We start from the raw sequence: 14,348 nt of genomic DNA on the forward strand, positions 1-14,348 counted from the left end.
CTACTTTTTATACGTTTCTTCGTACCAGCGCTGTAATTCTGCAACAGCTATATCGTGATCTACAGGCCCGTTATCAAGACGGTAATCAAGCATATGTTTATAAGCTTCACCAACGATTGGTCCTGGCTGTAAATCTAGCAGTTTCATGATTTCATTTCCGTCAACATCTGGACGAATAGCATTAAAATCTTCTTGCTTCTTCAATTCACGAACGCGCTGTTCCATCTCGTCCATTGCGTGCTCAAACATCAAAGATTTGCGACGATTCTGCGTAGTTGCATCAGCTCTAGTAAGTCGATTCAAACGCTCATATAAGTGCCCAGAATCCTTAACATAACGTCGTACTGCAGAATCAGTCCAAGGTTCATCAACATAACCGTGAAAACGCAGATGCAGATTTACTAATTCGCTTACATCTTCAATAAGATGATGGTCAAAATGCAATTCTTTCAAACGCTTACGCGTCATTTTTGCCCCAACTACATCATGATGGTGAAAACTAACTTTGCCACCATCTTCAAACTTTCTAGTACGAGGCTTGCCTATATCGTGCAACAAGGCTGCTAATCTCAAAGTTAAATCAGGAGATGGCACAGGACCTTCATCATCAGTTTCTAAGGCTATAGCGCGCTCAAGAACCATCATTGTGTGCTCAAAAACGTCTTTATGACGATGATGCTCATCAATTTCAAGCTGTAAAGCTGGAATTTCTGGCAAGACTCGCTTTGCAATACCAGACTCAACAAGAGCTTCCAAACCTTTACGCGGACGGTCCGAAAGAAGAAGTTTGGTAATTTCGTCACGAATACGCTCAGCTGAAACAATATCAAGGCGATCTACCATATCTACAATTGCTTCAGCAGTATTAGTTTCGATAGTAAACCCAAGTTGCGCAACGAAACGAACTGCTCTCATCATTCGCAAAGGATCATCGTCAAAAGATTGACGAGGATCAACAGGCGTTCTCAACACTCCTTTAGCTAAATCACTAGCCCCACCAAACGGATCTACAAATTCCAAATCTGGAACACGCAAAGCCATTGCATTAACTGTGAAATCTCTCCTAGAAAGATCACCCTCAAGAGTATCCCCATATTGCACTTCGGGTTTACGAGAATCAGGATCGTATGCGTCTGAACGGTATGTAGTAATTTCAACTTTTACTTCCGTTCCATCCGGACGCCGACGAACAGCACCCAAAGTGCCAAATTTACGACCCATATCCCAAAAACCGTCATGCCCCCAACGTCTTAAAATAGGTTCAAATTCTTCTGGACGAGCAGAAGTGCAGAAATCAAGATCATGCGACACGCGATGCAACAACATATCACGCACAGGTCCACCAACTAATGCAAGTTCATAATCGTGTTCAGCGAAAAGTCGCCCCAACTCTATAGCTTCAGGCCAAACTTTGAAGTTCTCAGTCACCCTTACCGACACCCTTTCAGCAAAAATTAATCTATATTCCAGCATACAGTTACCCCAATGCACAGCGGATTGAGTAAGGTGGAGTGTATGGTTACTCCTGCAGATTTACGACGTATGCTCGCCAAGCTTGCGGATAATCATGCCCAAAATCAGTCTGCGCCTCAAATAACGCCTCTTGATTTATCTAAAATTCATAGTAAAAAATCTTTAGAATCAAACGAAGAAAAATCTCAGATTTTCGTTGATATTCCAATCTTTTCAGAGCTTGAGCAAGAGTCTCAAGAAGTGGTTGAAAATGAGGATCTTCTTCAAAAAACTTCAATAATCCCTGGCGCATCTCCGGCTAGTATGCCACAGCGTAGACTAGCAGATACACCTGCTACTTTCGCCTCTTTAGACGCTCAAGATTTGCCAATTATTCGTGAATATTCCGCAGGCGGACTCGTATTCGACGCACTCGGGCGTGTCGCAATTATTGCTCGACATTCCAGAAGCGGACATCTTGAATGGTGTCTACCAAAAGGCCATATTGAGAAGGGTGAAACACCTCAAGAAACTGCTGTTCGTGAAATTCATGAAGAGACTGGAATTATAGGCGAAGTGGTTGATTCAATTGCCACAATAGACTATTGGTTTACAGGAACAACTCATCGAGTTCATAAACTAGTTCATCATTTTGCGTTACGCTACGTAAGCGGCGATCTTTCTGTATTGGGAGATCCAGATCATGAAGCAGAAGATGCAATATGGGTGAACTTCAAAGAGCTGAGTGCGATTTTAAGTTATCCAAATGAGCGTAAAGTTGCATGGCTTTACGCAAAAAAAGCAAACAGGCGGTCTCACAGTGACGAATCTCACGCGTAAGAACCATATAACGCAAGAAGCGCGCAATTCAACATGCCACAAGCCATGTTTTTACATGCGTAATTTATTGCAATCCGCGCGAGCTTTGTGCTTAAAAGTTTTGCATTTTACTATTATTTTGATTACGTCTCTTGCCATTATTCTTGCAATAACTAATATTCAATGCGCAAAATATGTGGGATTGTTACGTACGGCAAACGCTGTTACGTCTAATACGACTTTAGAAGATGAATCCGGTAAAAACACTAAGAAAAAAGAAAACGATTACGAAAATCCTCACACAAAGGGAATTGATCTTAATATTCTTCAATCTACGCCGGTTGTGACGGATAAAAGTGGCTACCATCTTACTGCAATAGTTAAAGCTACAACAGAAGCACTTCCTGAAGGCATTTTGCAACTTTCTATTAATTCCAACTACACTTTTGTTTCACGAACAGATTTGCAAAATTGGGCTCAAGGAGAATCTCTTATACCAACTCCGCAAATACTCGGCTCAATAAAAATTGGCGAAGTTGCAGCAGGAAAAACTTCAACATTCCATTTTGATATACCCTCAGACTCTCAAGAACTTAAATCTATTTGGCATTGGGGTCCAAAACCTCTAAAAATCACGTATTTTTCTAAGGATTCTTCACGATATAAATCTATTCGTTCTTTCTTAACAAGATCGAACGCAGGATTTAATGTGCCTGAATCCCCAGCAATAAAACTTACGGCAGTTATGCCAATTCTTACAAATAAGCAACATGCGTTAAAAGATAATTTCACAAACACAAGCAGTCGAGCTGTAACAAATTTGCAAGCAAATAAGCAGGATACGCACTATGTACTTGAGCAGGCAGATTTAGCTAGCAAGCATAATAAATTACAGACTATTGTCGATATAAATACGCTTCAAGCAGCTCGATTATTATTTGTTCCTAACGCTTTTATGCAAAAATCAGGTTTTGATATTAGCGCTTATGCAGATGATCACAATTCTAAAACGTATCGTTCTGCTGGCATTAATGAAGACACATGGTCTGCTAAAAATTCAAGAATTCCACAAACTTCAAAAATTCCACAATCTTCGCAGATAGCTGAAACTTCTAATTCCTATGCTCATCCTCATGAAGCGAAACAGATTGCGAAGATTGATAACGGATCACAAAACACATACGCTTGGCAGACTCGAGGAAAATGGACACTTTCAGCGCTTGAGCTTGCAAAACGCAACGGTTATAACACTGTTATTTCCACAGATGAATTTGATACTACAGCTTCACAATTCGCTATTAGCAACGGCATATACGATGTTGAAACTCCCGCAGGAAACGTACGCGTATTATCTGCTCAATCTGTGCTAACAATGCTAGCAAACGGCAAAGCAACAAGTTCTACAGCTCTTAGCGAGCACACTCAGGCCGGTAGAATAAACCGTTTAGTTGCACAAAGCGCGTTCTACCAAATGGAACAACCTTACGTAGACCGCAATATTCTTATTACTTTTTCTAACAAAACAGACGTAAAAAATATTGATGGCGTTATGAGTGCATTGGAGCAATCGCCTTGGCTGCAACTAAGCGATTTAAATACAATGGCACAAATTAAACAAGAAAAGCTGCCTTCCTGGAAAAATAATGATCTTATGCACTCAATGCCTCACAGTAGTGCAATTAACGCAGTTTCAGCCAAAGAAAGACGATTAGAATTAAAGAATTTAATTCTTTACAGGCAAAAAGTTTCGCGTTTTGTTAAAAATATTCTTAATTACGAGCAGGATACGAAATTACGCAATACGGAAGGCGACGCTCAAGCTCTAGCTAAACAAGCTGCTAAAGCAAAAAATAGGATTAGCGCTAAAGATTGGGGATTGTATTTATTACGCTTGTACGACGATATTGCGTTGCAAGAATTAACAAATAAAACAAGCAGTCTTCCGACTAAAACAAAAAAATATGCAAATCATAAACAACAACAAACAGCTTATAACGAAAATAGCACAGCGAAATACTTTGTAAATAAGCTACTTTCTGGGATTCGCATAATACCTCCAAAAGATATTACTGCAGTTAGTGAAACGGCAAGTATACCGATTACTATCAGCAATACTTACGCTTATCCAGTAAAAGTGTATTTATCTGCAGATACGCACGTTATGGAAATTGTTACTCGTAGAAAGACTTTAGTAAAAGTTCCAGCAAATAGCGAAGTGCAAGTTACTTTACCTTTGCGAATTACGACTTCTCTTCACACTAAAGCTACTTTCGTTTTGGAAGATAATCAGCATCAAGCATTTTCCGGCGCTCAGCACACGCTTATTACTAGTACTCTGCAAATTAGTGATAAAAGCGGTACGATTATTATAATATTCGCTTTCATGCTTGGTCTTCTTGGACTTTGGAGACAATTTAACCGTAAGAAGGATTCAGACGAATGAGTTCAGTAGGTAGAAATTCCGTTATTATGGCTAGCGGAACAGCCGCATCTAGAATTACAGGGCAAATACGTACTATTCTGCTAGCTGCAGCACTTGGAACCACGGGACTTGCTGCAAACGCGTATCAAGCTGGATCTATGATTCCTCAGCTTATTTACACTCTTGTTTCAGGTGGAATTTTTAACGCTGTGCTTGTTCCGCAAATTGTACGCACGCTGGAAAAGAAGAATGCAGAAGAGCGCTTAAATAAGCTTATTACTTTTGCTATTGGTTTACTTCTTGCAGTTACAATTCTTATGGCTGCAGCAACGCCTGTACTCACAATGCTTTACGCGGGCGGAAGCCAAGAAATGCAAACGCTTACTTGCGCTTTTACGCTATGGTGCATGCCACAAATCTTCTTCTACGGCTTATACACCGTGTTAGGGCAAGTTCTTGCCGCTAAAGGCCGTTTTGCAATGTATGCGTGGAGTTCTGTAGCTGCGAATATTATTAGCTGCTTAGGTTTTGGCGTATTCATTTTTATTTTTGGAAAAGCTAATAGAGAGCCTCTGAGTTTCTGGAACGGAAATACTCTTCTTCTTACGGCAGGTTTTTGGACTCTTGGTGTTGCTGCTCAAGCTTTAGTTCTATTCTGGCCGCTAATGAAAAGCGGAATACACTACCGGCCAAGTTTTGGTATACGAGATATTGGCTTGCGCTCCATGGGCCCTGTTGCAGCGTGGAGCATGGGCATTGTTGTTGTTACGCAAATAGTTGTTATGATTACTACGCATATAACAACAAGCGTCCCATTTGTTGCAGAACAGCGTTTAGGATTAGACCAGTTTGAGGTGGCTGGTAATGCCACATACCAAAATGCTTACACAATGTTTTTGCTTCCTTATTCATTAGTTGCAGTGTCTGTAGCAACAGCTATTTTCCCTAAAATTTCGCTGGCTATTGCAAATCATGATTTAAATGACGCACGCAAAGATTTAAGCGAAGCACTTAGGCACGTAAGTTTAATAATGTGCTTCTTTACGGTTGTTTTTATTGTTATCCCAACTCCTATTTCGTTAGCTTTGATCCCGTCTATAAGTTTGCAAGAGGCTAATCTTATGGCTGCTCCTCTTACAATGCTTGCGTTCGGATTACCACTTACAAGTAGTTATTTGATTATTCAACGCACGTTCTTTGCGTTTGAAGATGGCAAAAGCCCGTTTATTTTTGCTTTTGCTCAGCTTTTTACTGAGATTATTGCGTTTGTATCTTGTGTTAATTTGCTTCCTCCTACATGCTGGGTAACAGCTTTAGGAGCTTGTGTTTCAATAAGTTATTTCCTGACTTTCCCTTCTCTTGTTCACATGTTGCGAAATCGTTTTAACAAGGATTTAGACGAAAAAAGACTTATAACCACGCATGTAAAAATTGTTGTGTCTGCACTAATTTCTGTTTTTATAGGTCTTGTTGTACGAGAACCTCTTTTACAAGTTTTTACTATTAATTCCCCACATTTGCACGGAGTGTTGAGGTGGTTCAACGCTTTACTTGTTTGCGCAATTACAACAATTATTATTGCGATTATTTATCTTGCTGTTCTTCTTCTTTTGAAAACTAGCGAACTTATTGATTTATCTTCACCAATAATTAGCAAACTTTCTAAGAAAATTCCTGCGCTTATTCCTCTTGCAAAAATTTTTGAAGACGCTGCTCGCAAACAATCTGAGCAAAAGCAAGCTAATCGTACTGCACGAGTAGTTCGATCCGGTAAGATGCCAAATAAGTAAACAGACAAGCATAATTTGTAATATTTCTATTTACAATCAGACTTTATTATGTAATTCTGTAGTTGTTTTAGAAATTATTACAATATCAACAAAATTACTGTACATAAGTTGTCATTTCATAAGTACAATTAGATTGTAGTTAAAAAATGTTGTCATTGTTTATTGCGCACGCGTAGGAAGATGAGTAGCAAATGGAACCTCGGCTCGGAGATATTGTACTAAACCGATACGTTTTAGTATCGCTTTTGCGCAATGAGGCTGGACTACAAGTATGGCAGGCGAACGACCGCATACTTACTCAAGATTGCCAACTATTTATTGTGCGCGATTCTCGTTTTTTGCCAGAAGTTAATACGATTGCTTCTACTTTGGCGTTATCTCGCAGCACTAAATTCACTCAGGTTTTGCAGCTTCAACATCATGATTCGATTGCTCTTATTGTTACAGCTCTCGATCGCGGTATTACAGTTAGCGATTATTTAGCTAAAAAAGAAACCCCATTAAGCTACGAAGCTATAAGAACAATTGTTGCCGAAACAGCTCAAGCATTAAGCAAACTTCTTTCAAATAACATAACTCATCACGCTGTTTCAAGCGACACTGTTCGTATTACTCCTAACGGCATTGAACTTGCAGATACTGCTGTAAGCCCACTTTTAGAAGACATAACTAAATCGCAAAATAGCGAAGAAACTACAGCAAGCGAAGGCATAGAGCACGCTGCTACTCGTCAACTTGCTTCTTTACTTTATGCTCTTCTTACTAGAACTTCTTCGCGCATACAAGCGCATTTTGACGCTTCTATGCTTGCCAATGATACTCCTTCAGAATTTAGGATGATTTGCACACGAAGTTTAGACGCTAACGAGAATAATCATATAGTTCCTATGGCTTCTATTGCTGAGTTGATGGCGCTTTTGGGTTCATACACGCCTATTTCTAAGCTTTCTAATAAAGATATTGAGTTTAGTAATAAAACAAGTGCTGCATCTATTAGCAATGCTCGTTTACTTAGCGCAAAAGATGATGTAATTCTTCCTTTGCCAGAAGGTTTAACACAAAGCGAAGAACAGTTTGACGCTCAGTTTATGCAGCAAGCAAATGAGCAAAATGCTAATTCTCTTAATTTGCAAGACTCGTCCAACAATTCTGAATCTGCCGAAAATAGTGGAGCTGCAAAGATTAGTAGCAGTTTTAAGAATGCTGGCAGAACACTTGGCTCACTTCTTAAGCGAAATAATGCTAATTCTTCCAACAAAAAAGTTGATGATGATTTTGACGAAGATACAAACACCAATACTGACATTGACTTTCACGATATTGCAGCTGCAGAAATGGCAAGTATTCTTGCTCCTACGGATTTAGATACTGATGACGCTATTTTCCCAACTTTATCTGCATCATATAAGCATTTTCCTGAATCTGCTACTTCTCGAAATGTTCTTAATCGTGCTAATAATTCTCGCAATCAAAGTCAAAGAGATGATTTAACCGAAACTGGTGTTGCTGCTAGCTTTGATTTTGAACATTTACTTGCAGAGAATGCTCAGCATACAGAGCTTATGTCAAGACCGCAAAGCTTAACTTCAGAAGCTGAATCTACTGGTCGCGTACCAGTAGTCGATACCCGAGGTAGGTTTATTGCTCCTGGCGAAGAATCTGCGCGAGCACTGCAGAATGAAATTAATAATAATCAAGCCGAAGATGCTCTTAAAACAAGCTCCCCTTCATTGCCACCTAGCTTCCAGCCTCGCGAGAAATCTGCTGATTTACACAATAAAAATAAGAATAATCCAAATGGTACAGATGCCATTGCTAATGCAAAAATATGGTTTGGTCTTTCAACAAAAGTTATTGCAATTGGCGCCGTATGCTTGCTTCTTATTATTGGATTAGCTTTAGCAATACATGGTTTATTTGGAACACATGAAAGCCAAGACAGTCTTAGCAATAATGGTTCTTGGGATAGCACAACCGTTGAAAATGTGCCTTTTGGAAGCCAAGGAGTGCTGCCACAAGAAAAGCAGCAGGCAAAGAAGCACATAGGAAGAAAACAGGTAAAGGCTGTTCCAAAACCTAAAATTCCTACGAACACTGTTGCCTATAAGGCAGATCGCTATCAGTTCCTTAGCTTCCCTGCACAACAACCTGGATACGGCTACTACATTCACTTAACAGAGCCTCAAACTGTGTATCGTTTTGTTATTTCAATACGAACCTCAGGCGGACACGCCTTCTTGCTTGCAAATACAAAAGATGATCCTAGAGAAGGCACGCAGCTTGCAGAATTTACTTTTGACGAAAGCGGAACAACTGATGTGAAGCTTAAAAAGATTGTAAAATCGCAAGACTTTATGCTTTGGGTTCCAAAGGATACTATGCCTAAGAACAGTCTTTATATTAATTCTGTAAAGCTTTACTAATTTTGCAATAGTCAAATAAATATAAATAATTAACCAAATAAACCCCTGTGAATAACAAGTAAGGATAAATAACGAATGGAAAATAAAATTCACAAAGTTATTATTATTGGATCCGGACCTGCTGGATATACTGCTGCAATATATTTGGGTCGCGCTGGATACAATCCACTTGTTATAGCTGGAGCCTTAACCCCTGGCGGCCAATTAGTTAATACTACAGAGGTAGAAAATTATCCAGGATTCCCAGAAGGAATTTTGGGACCAGATTTAATGGACGCAATGCAAAAGCAGGCCGAAAAATTTGGTGCTGAAGTTATTTTAAGCGACGTTACTTCTGTAGACTTTAATAGCCCTGTAAAGCGCGTTACAACCGAAGATGGTATAACTTATGAGGCAGAGGCTGTTATTGTTTCTACGGGCTCTACAGTACGCAAATTGGGCGTGCCTGGAGAGCAGGAATACTCTGGGCGAGGAGTTTCATATTGTGCAACCTGCGATGGATTCTTCTTCCGTGGTAAACCAATTACGGTAGTTGGCGGCGGAGATTCAGCCTTCGAAGAAGCACAATTCCTTTCTCGATTTGGATCTTCTGTGACTTTAATTCATAGACGCAACGAGTTTAGAGCTTCTAAAATTATGGTTGATCGCGCAAAAGAGAACGAAAAAATTAGTTTCATACTTAACAGTGTTGTAGAAGAAGTGCACGGCGACAGCAAAGAAGCAACATCTTTAACTATTAGAAATGTTGCTACGGGAGAAACGCAAGAGATTGAGTCTTCAGGATTATTCGTTGCAATAGGGCATACTCCCGCAACAAAGTTCCTTAATGGCGCATTAAGACTAAATGAAGACGGAACCATTGCGGTTGACGGCGCTTCAACTAGAACCTCTGTAGACGGAGTTTTTGCTGCGGGCGATGTTGTAGATAGCGTGTACCGACAGGCTATTTCTGCAGCCGGCATGGGGTGCAGAGCAGCTCTTGACGCGCAGGCGTATCTTAATGAGAAAGAAGATTAATAATACGCTTCATTTCTTCCGGAGATGAGAATACTATTTCAATTCTGCCGTGGTTCTGCGTGCCTTTAATAGCAACTTTCGTAGCAAAACGCTCCTCAAGCTGCTGACGAATAGGCGAAGAAGACCAGTAGTTATTTCTTCTAGCGCGCGTACGAGTCACACCGTTAGCAGGATGCTCTGTTTTTAATGAAACAATTTCCTCAGTACTTCTAACCGACAATCCTTCAGAAATAATACGATTAGCAAGCTCCTCCATATCTTCCGGCTTTTCTAATCCAAGCAATGCGCGAGCATGGCCTGCAGAAAGAACTCCGGAAGCAACATGCTTTTGAACACTAGCAGGCAAATTAAGAAGCCTTAAAGTATTGGCAATTTGCGGACGAGACTTTGAAACAGATTTAGAAAGCTGAATTTGTGTCAATCCAAAATCGTCAATCATTTGAGAATAAGCGGCAGCCTCTTCCAAAGGATTCAAAGCTACGCGGTGAAGATTTTCAAGAAGCGCATCGCGCAACATATTTTCATCAGACGTAGTTCTAACGATTGCTGGCACTGTGTCAAGTTGCGCAATTTGAGAAGCTCTCCAACGACGCTCGCCCATAATAAGTTCGTAATGTGCAATTTCTTTATTATTCTTATCAGCGTCTTTAATTGGTCTAACAACTATAGGTTGAAGCACACCGACTTCTTTAATTGAAGATGCAAGCTCGCGCAATTCATCTTCGTCAAAAATAGTTCTAGGCTGATGCGCATTAGGAACAATATCAAGAGGCTTCAAATAATCTAAATAACCGCCTTTAATTGGCTTTAATTGTTGATTTTCTGCGCCTTTTTCAAGGTTATTAGACTCAGCATTTTTTTGCTTATCCAGCTTGAAATTAGGTGAAGTTGAGTCAGAAAAGAAGAAGTCAATTGGGCGAGTTACATCTCCAAGAGATGGCATTGCAGAACGTTTATGAGCATGCTTTCCAACATGCTTTTCACCTTGTTCACTACCCTGCAACAACTGCGCAGTTTCACGTGAAACATTCTTTATTTTATTGTTATCTACATTCGCGTGTGGCGAAATAGAATTTCTCATGCTAGGGACTTTTGTTTCATGTGAAACACTTTTTTCGCTATTGCTGTCTTTTTTTACAGTTTCACGTGAAACATGTTCTGTGTTTTTATTTTGCTTTTCTAAAGAATTCTTTTTTTGCAAATCATTTTCGGAAGATGTTTCATGTGAAACACTGTCTTGCAGTTTTATAGATGAATCAACAAGAGCATCTTCGCCAGGTAAAGCTGGGAATAATGCACCTAAGCCTTTGCCTAAACGAGACTTACTTACACTCATTATTATCTCCTCTTGTTGTTCTTACTTATTATTATCTTGTTTTTCCGCAATAACAGATAATACAGTCTTGGATCGCTTAGCAATTTCTAATGCTGCTTCACGATACGATATTGCGCCAGCTCCATGAGGATCATAAGTTATTACGCTTTGATTAAAGCTAGGAGCCTCAGGTATTTTTACAGTGCGAGGAATAGTCGTTTCAAGAACAATATTCGGATAATGTTTTTTAACTTCTTGAAAAACTTCACGCCCTAATAATGTGCGCTTATCAAACATTGTTACCAGCATAGTCGAAACAGTTAAAATAGGATTATAATGCTGTTGCACCAATCCAATTGTTCTAATAAGTTGACCTAAACCTTCCAAAGCATAATATTCTGCTTGAATAGGAATAAGCATTTCCTGTGCTGCACACATAGCGTTAATAACCAACAAACCTAGTGAAGGAGGGCAATCGATAAACACATAATCATAAGGCTCTTCACAATTATTAAGATAATCAGAAAGAGCATTCTTCAAAAGATTGTTGCGATTATCCATCTCAGCAAGCTCTAATTCAGCACCGCTTAAATCAATAGATGCTGGAACTACATCAAGACCTTCTACGTCCGGACAAGCTTTTTTTACTTCAGCAATAGTTTTACGACCTTCAATTACATCATAAACTGACAAATCTCCAGAAGAATGTGGAGTATTTAATGCAGTAGACGCATTGCCTTGCGGATCCATATCAATTAGTAACACGCGAGATCCGCCAACTGCCATAGCTGCAGCAAGATTAACAGCTGAACTTGTTTTACCAACACCGCCTTTTTGATTTGCAACTGCAATAAAACGAGTTTTTTCCGGCTTAGGATACTTCACTTTTTCGAGGGCATGAAAGCGCGATGTTAAATTTGCCAATTCAATACCTAAGGAAGATTTTGAATCTCCAAAAATACGTTGAATCGTTTCTTCAGCTGATTCCACGACAATCACCCCCGCATAGTAATGAAAATGCCTAAAAATACGATACGTCTATTAAGTTTCCTTGTTTCTATGGACATAAAAAACTAAAATCACGTAATGTTTCACATGAAACATCAACACCTTATTCCATAACTAACTACACATTTTTCTAATCATAGAACACTAACATCCGTGCTGCTGCACACTCCACACCAAGCACACAAACAACGCACCCACCCGCAGCTTAATTTCGCTACTCTAGTTGCACTTAGTAAACCACGCAGTTGCGTAACAAACTTAGCGAGTCTATGAGTTTTGTGTTGGTGTTTAATGTGTTGAGAGGCTGGAAAAATTGTGTTCAGTGCTAAAAGAGGACTGAGAAGCTACATTCTTTAAATATAGGCGAACACAATAAGCGCTTTTAGCAGCCAGAGCGCCCGAAGGACGGGACGCACGCAAACACAAATTTTCCAGCCTCGTCAAAAACAAAAAACTAAATCAGTTACAAAACTCATAGGCGAAAGCCAAGAACATCGAAAATAAACTCGCGCCACATAAAGCAAGTATTTGCGCAAACACAAATTTAATTAAAAATCAAGCTTTATCAACTACTACGACTGTAGTCGGCTGCAAGCCAGGAGCAACAGGTGCTTCAAGAATGCGAGGATTTGCACCACCAGCTTTGCGAATCATTTTTGCAGCTTTTTCTACTTCTGCTTTAGCAGACTTACCTTTTAAGGCAACTAAACTTCCATGCGCTTTTAATAAAGGAATAGTCCATCCAGCCAATTTTGTCATAGGAGCTACAGCTCTGCACGTTACTACATCAAACGCAGGAATCTCATGTGATTTAATTTTTTCAATAACTTCGTCTGATCTGCCGTGAAATATAGTAACGTTTTTTAACCCCATAAGGGCAATACACTCGCGCAACCAATCCACGCGACGCTCCATTGGTTCAATTAATGTAATGTCATAGTCAGGCAAGCAAGCAGCTAAAACTAAACCAGGAAATCCTCCGCCGCTTCCAACGTCAGCAACTCTTTTTTGCTTACTTTTTTCCGCGACTTTGCGAACAAAAGGCACAACTGCTGCAGAATTTAATATGTGTCGTTCCCATAAAATTCCCATATCTCGGGGACCGACAAGTCCTCGTATCAAACCTTCTTTTTGCAGTTTCACGTGAAACACGGAACATTGAGGGAGTGCACTACCAAGAACATCATTTAGCAATGGAGAATTTTCTAATTCATCAATCACAGGCTGAGTGTTTTCTGCCATCTGAGTAGATTGATTATCGACCATTTTCCCCACACTTATTCGTATCTTGGTATTTTCTAAATATCTAAATCTATTAAAATATAAAGTAACATAATTAAACATTTTTTGTTAAAAAATGTTACTTTACGCTGTATTATAAACACTTTCTTCTAAATGCTTTTCCAAAAATTACATTTAGAAAGCAATAGAATATTTTAAATGAAGCCTTTAAAATTATTCCTCTACATATTCGTCATCAGAAGAAATCGTATCGTTGATTTCATCAACCACATCTTCTTCAGACCTAGCAGGCAAATAAACAGTCACATAACGATGTGGTTCTTCACCGTGCGAACGAGAACGCAAACCCTCATCTCGAACAGTGTCATGAATAACCTTGCGCTCAAAGGAATTCATTGGCTTTAAATCTACGGATTCACCAGTTTCGCGAACTTCATCAACCGCATCCAAAGCAATATCGCGCAAATGTTGGCGCTTACGCTTCAAAAAACCATCAACATCGACAATAAGATGAGAACGATCACCAGTTTTTTGCTGAACCGCAAGCCTGCTTAACTGCTGCAAAGCATCAACAACTTCGCCTTCGCGACCGATTAAATGCTTAATATCAGTGTCATCGTCTGCAACAATCTGAATCATTGGACGATTATTGCGAATGCCCATCTCAATATCGCCTTCATAATCAGCAATATCAAGCAAACCTTCTAAATAATCGGCAGCAATATCAGCTTCTTCGTTGAGCTGGTCAACCGTCTTCTTATCGTCTTGTACCATTACTTACTCCTTATCGTGACTTAAAAATTCACGTTGCAAAATTCTGAAGTCTAGTTTAGCGGATAATAAAGCCAAATAAATAATTT

General features: G+C 39.6%; 10 protein-coding genes. 5 read left to right on the top strand and 5 right to left on the bottom strand.

Going from position 1 to position 14,348, the window contains the following annotated elements; all coding sequences use genetic code 11:
• Entirely contained in the window at positions 1-1,473 is a 1,473-nt protein-coding gene (locus CGSMWGV1500E_RS05560; protein WP_050543250.1) for a CCA tRNA nucleotidyltransferase, read from the bottom strand.
• Positions 1,474-1,515: 42 nt separating this feature from the next.
• Here CGSMWGV1500E_RS05560 and CGSMWGV1500E_RS05555 point away from each other — a divergent pair, with 42 nt between their 5' ends.
• From CGSMWGV1500E_RS05555 to trxB, 5 genes are all read left to right on the top strand, one after another.
• On the top strand, positions 1,516-2,292 hold the full coding sequence (locus tag CGSMWGV1500E_RS05555; protein WP_004126462.1) for an NUDIX hydrolase: 777 nt from the start codon (positions 1,516-1,518) through the stop codon (positions 2,290-2,292).
• A 55-nt stretch (positions 2,293-2,347) separates the two neighbouring features.
• Complete coding sequence (locus CGSMWGV1500E_RS05550) at positions 2,348-4,714, top strand: DUF6049 family protein (protein ID WP_004126467.1); 2,367 nt, start codon at positions 2,348-2,350, stop codon at positions 4,712-4,714.
• Entirely contained in the window at positions 4,711-6,483 is a 1,773-nt protein-coding gene (gene murJ / locus CGSMWGV1500E_RS0105995) for a murein biosynthesis integral membrane protein MurJ (RefSeq protein WP_032843360.1), read from the top strand. Before CGSMWGV1500E_RS05550 ends, murJ begins: the two co-directional genes overlap by 4 nt.
• 191 nt (positions 6,484-6,674) lie before the next feature.
• Entirely contained in the window at positions 6,675-8,906 is a 2,232-nt protein-coding gene (locus CGSMWGV1500E_RS0106000) for a kinase (RefSeq protein WP_032843363.1), read from the top strand.
• A 75-nt stretch (positions 8,907-8,981) separates the two neighbouring features.
• Positions 8,982-9,923, top strand: a complete 942-nt coding sequence (gene trxB, locus CGSMWGV1500E_RS05545) for a thioredoxin-disulfide reductase (protein ID WP_004126470.1) — start codon at positions 8,982-8,984, stop codon at positions 9,921-9,923.
• Here the strand turns inward: trxB and CGSMWGV1500E_RS05540 are convergent.
• The 4 genes from CGSMWGV1500E_RS05540 to CGSMWGV1500E_RS05525 all read right to left on the bottom strand — a co-directional run bounded on the left by CGSMWGV1500E_RS05540 (position 9,904) and on the right by CGSMWGV1500E_RS05525 (position 14,262).
• On the bottom strand, positions 9,904-11,259 hold the full coding sequence (locus CGSMWGV1500E_RS05540; protein WP_004126474.1) for a ParB/RepB/Spo0J family partition protein: 1,356 nt from the start codon (positions 11,257-11,259) through the stop codon (positions 9,904-9,906). The genes trxB and CGSMWGV1500E_RS05540 overlap by 20 nt on opposite strands.
• A gap of 21 nt (positions 11,260-11,280) precedes the next feature.
• Positions 11,281-12,228 carry a ParA family protein gene (locus CGSMWGV1500E_RS05535; RefSeq protein WP_004126477.1) on the bottom strand — a complete coding sequence of 316 codons (948 nt, stop codon included), beginning with the start codon at positions 12,226-12,228 and terminating at the stop codon, positions 11,281-11,283.
• A 573-nt stretch (positions 12,229-12,801) separates the two neighbouring features.
• On the bottom strand, positions 12,802-13,512 hold the full coding sequence (gene rsmG, locus CGSMWGV1500E_RS05530; protein WP_004126480.1) for a 16S rRNA (guanine(527)-N(7))-methyltransferase RsmG: 711 nt from the start codon (positions 13,510-13,512) through the stop codon (positions 12,802-12,804).
• A gap of 189 nt (positions 13,513-13,701) precedes the next feature.
• On the bottom strand, positions 13,702-14,262 hold the full coding sequence (locus tag CGSMWGV1500E_RS05525) for a protein jag (protein ID WP_004126483.1): 561 nt from the start codon (positions 14,260-14,262) through the stop codon (positions 13,702-13,704).
• Positions 14,263-14,348 lie beyond the last annotated feature (86 nt).

The sequence above is a fragment of the Gardnerella vaginalis 1500E genome (assembly GCF_000263595.1).
Taxonomy (GTDB): Bacteria; Actinomycetota; Actinomycetes; order Actinomycetales; family Bifidobacteriaceae; genus Bifidobacterium; species Bifidobacterium vaginale_E.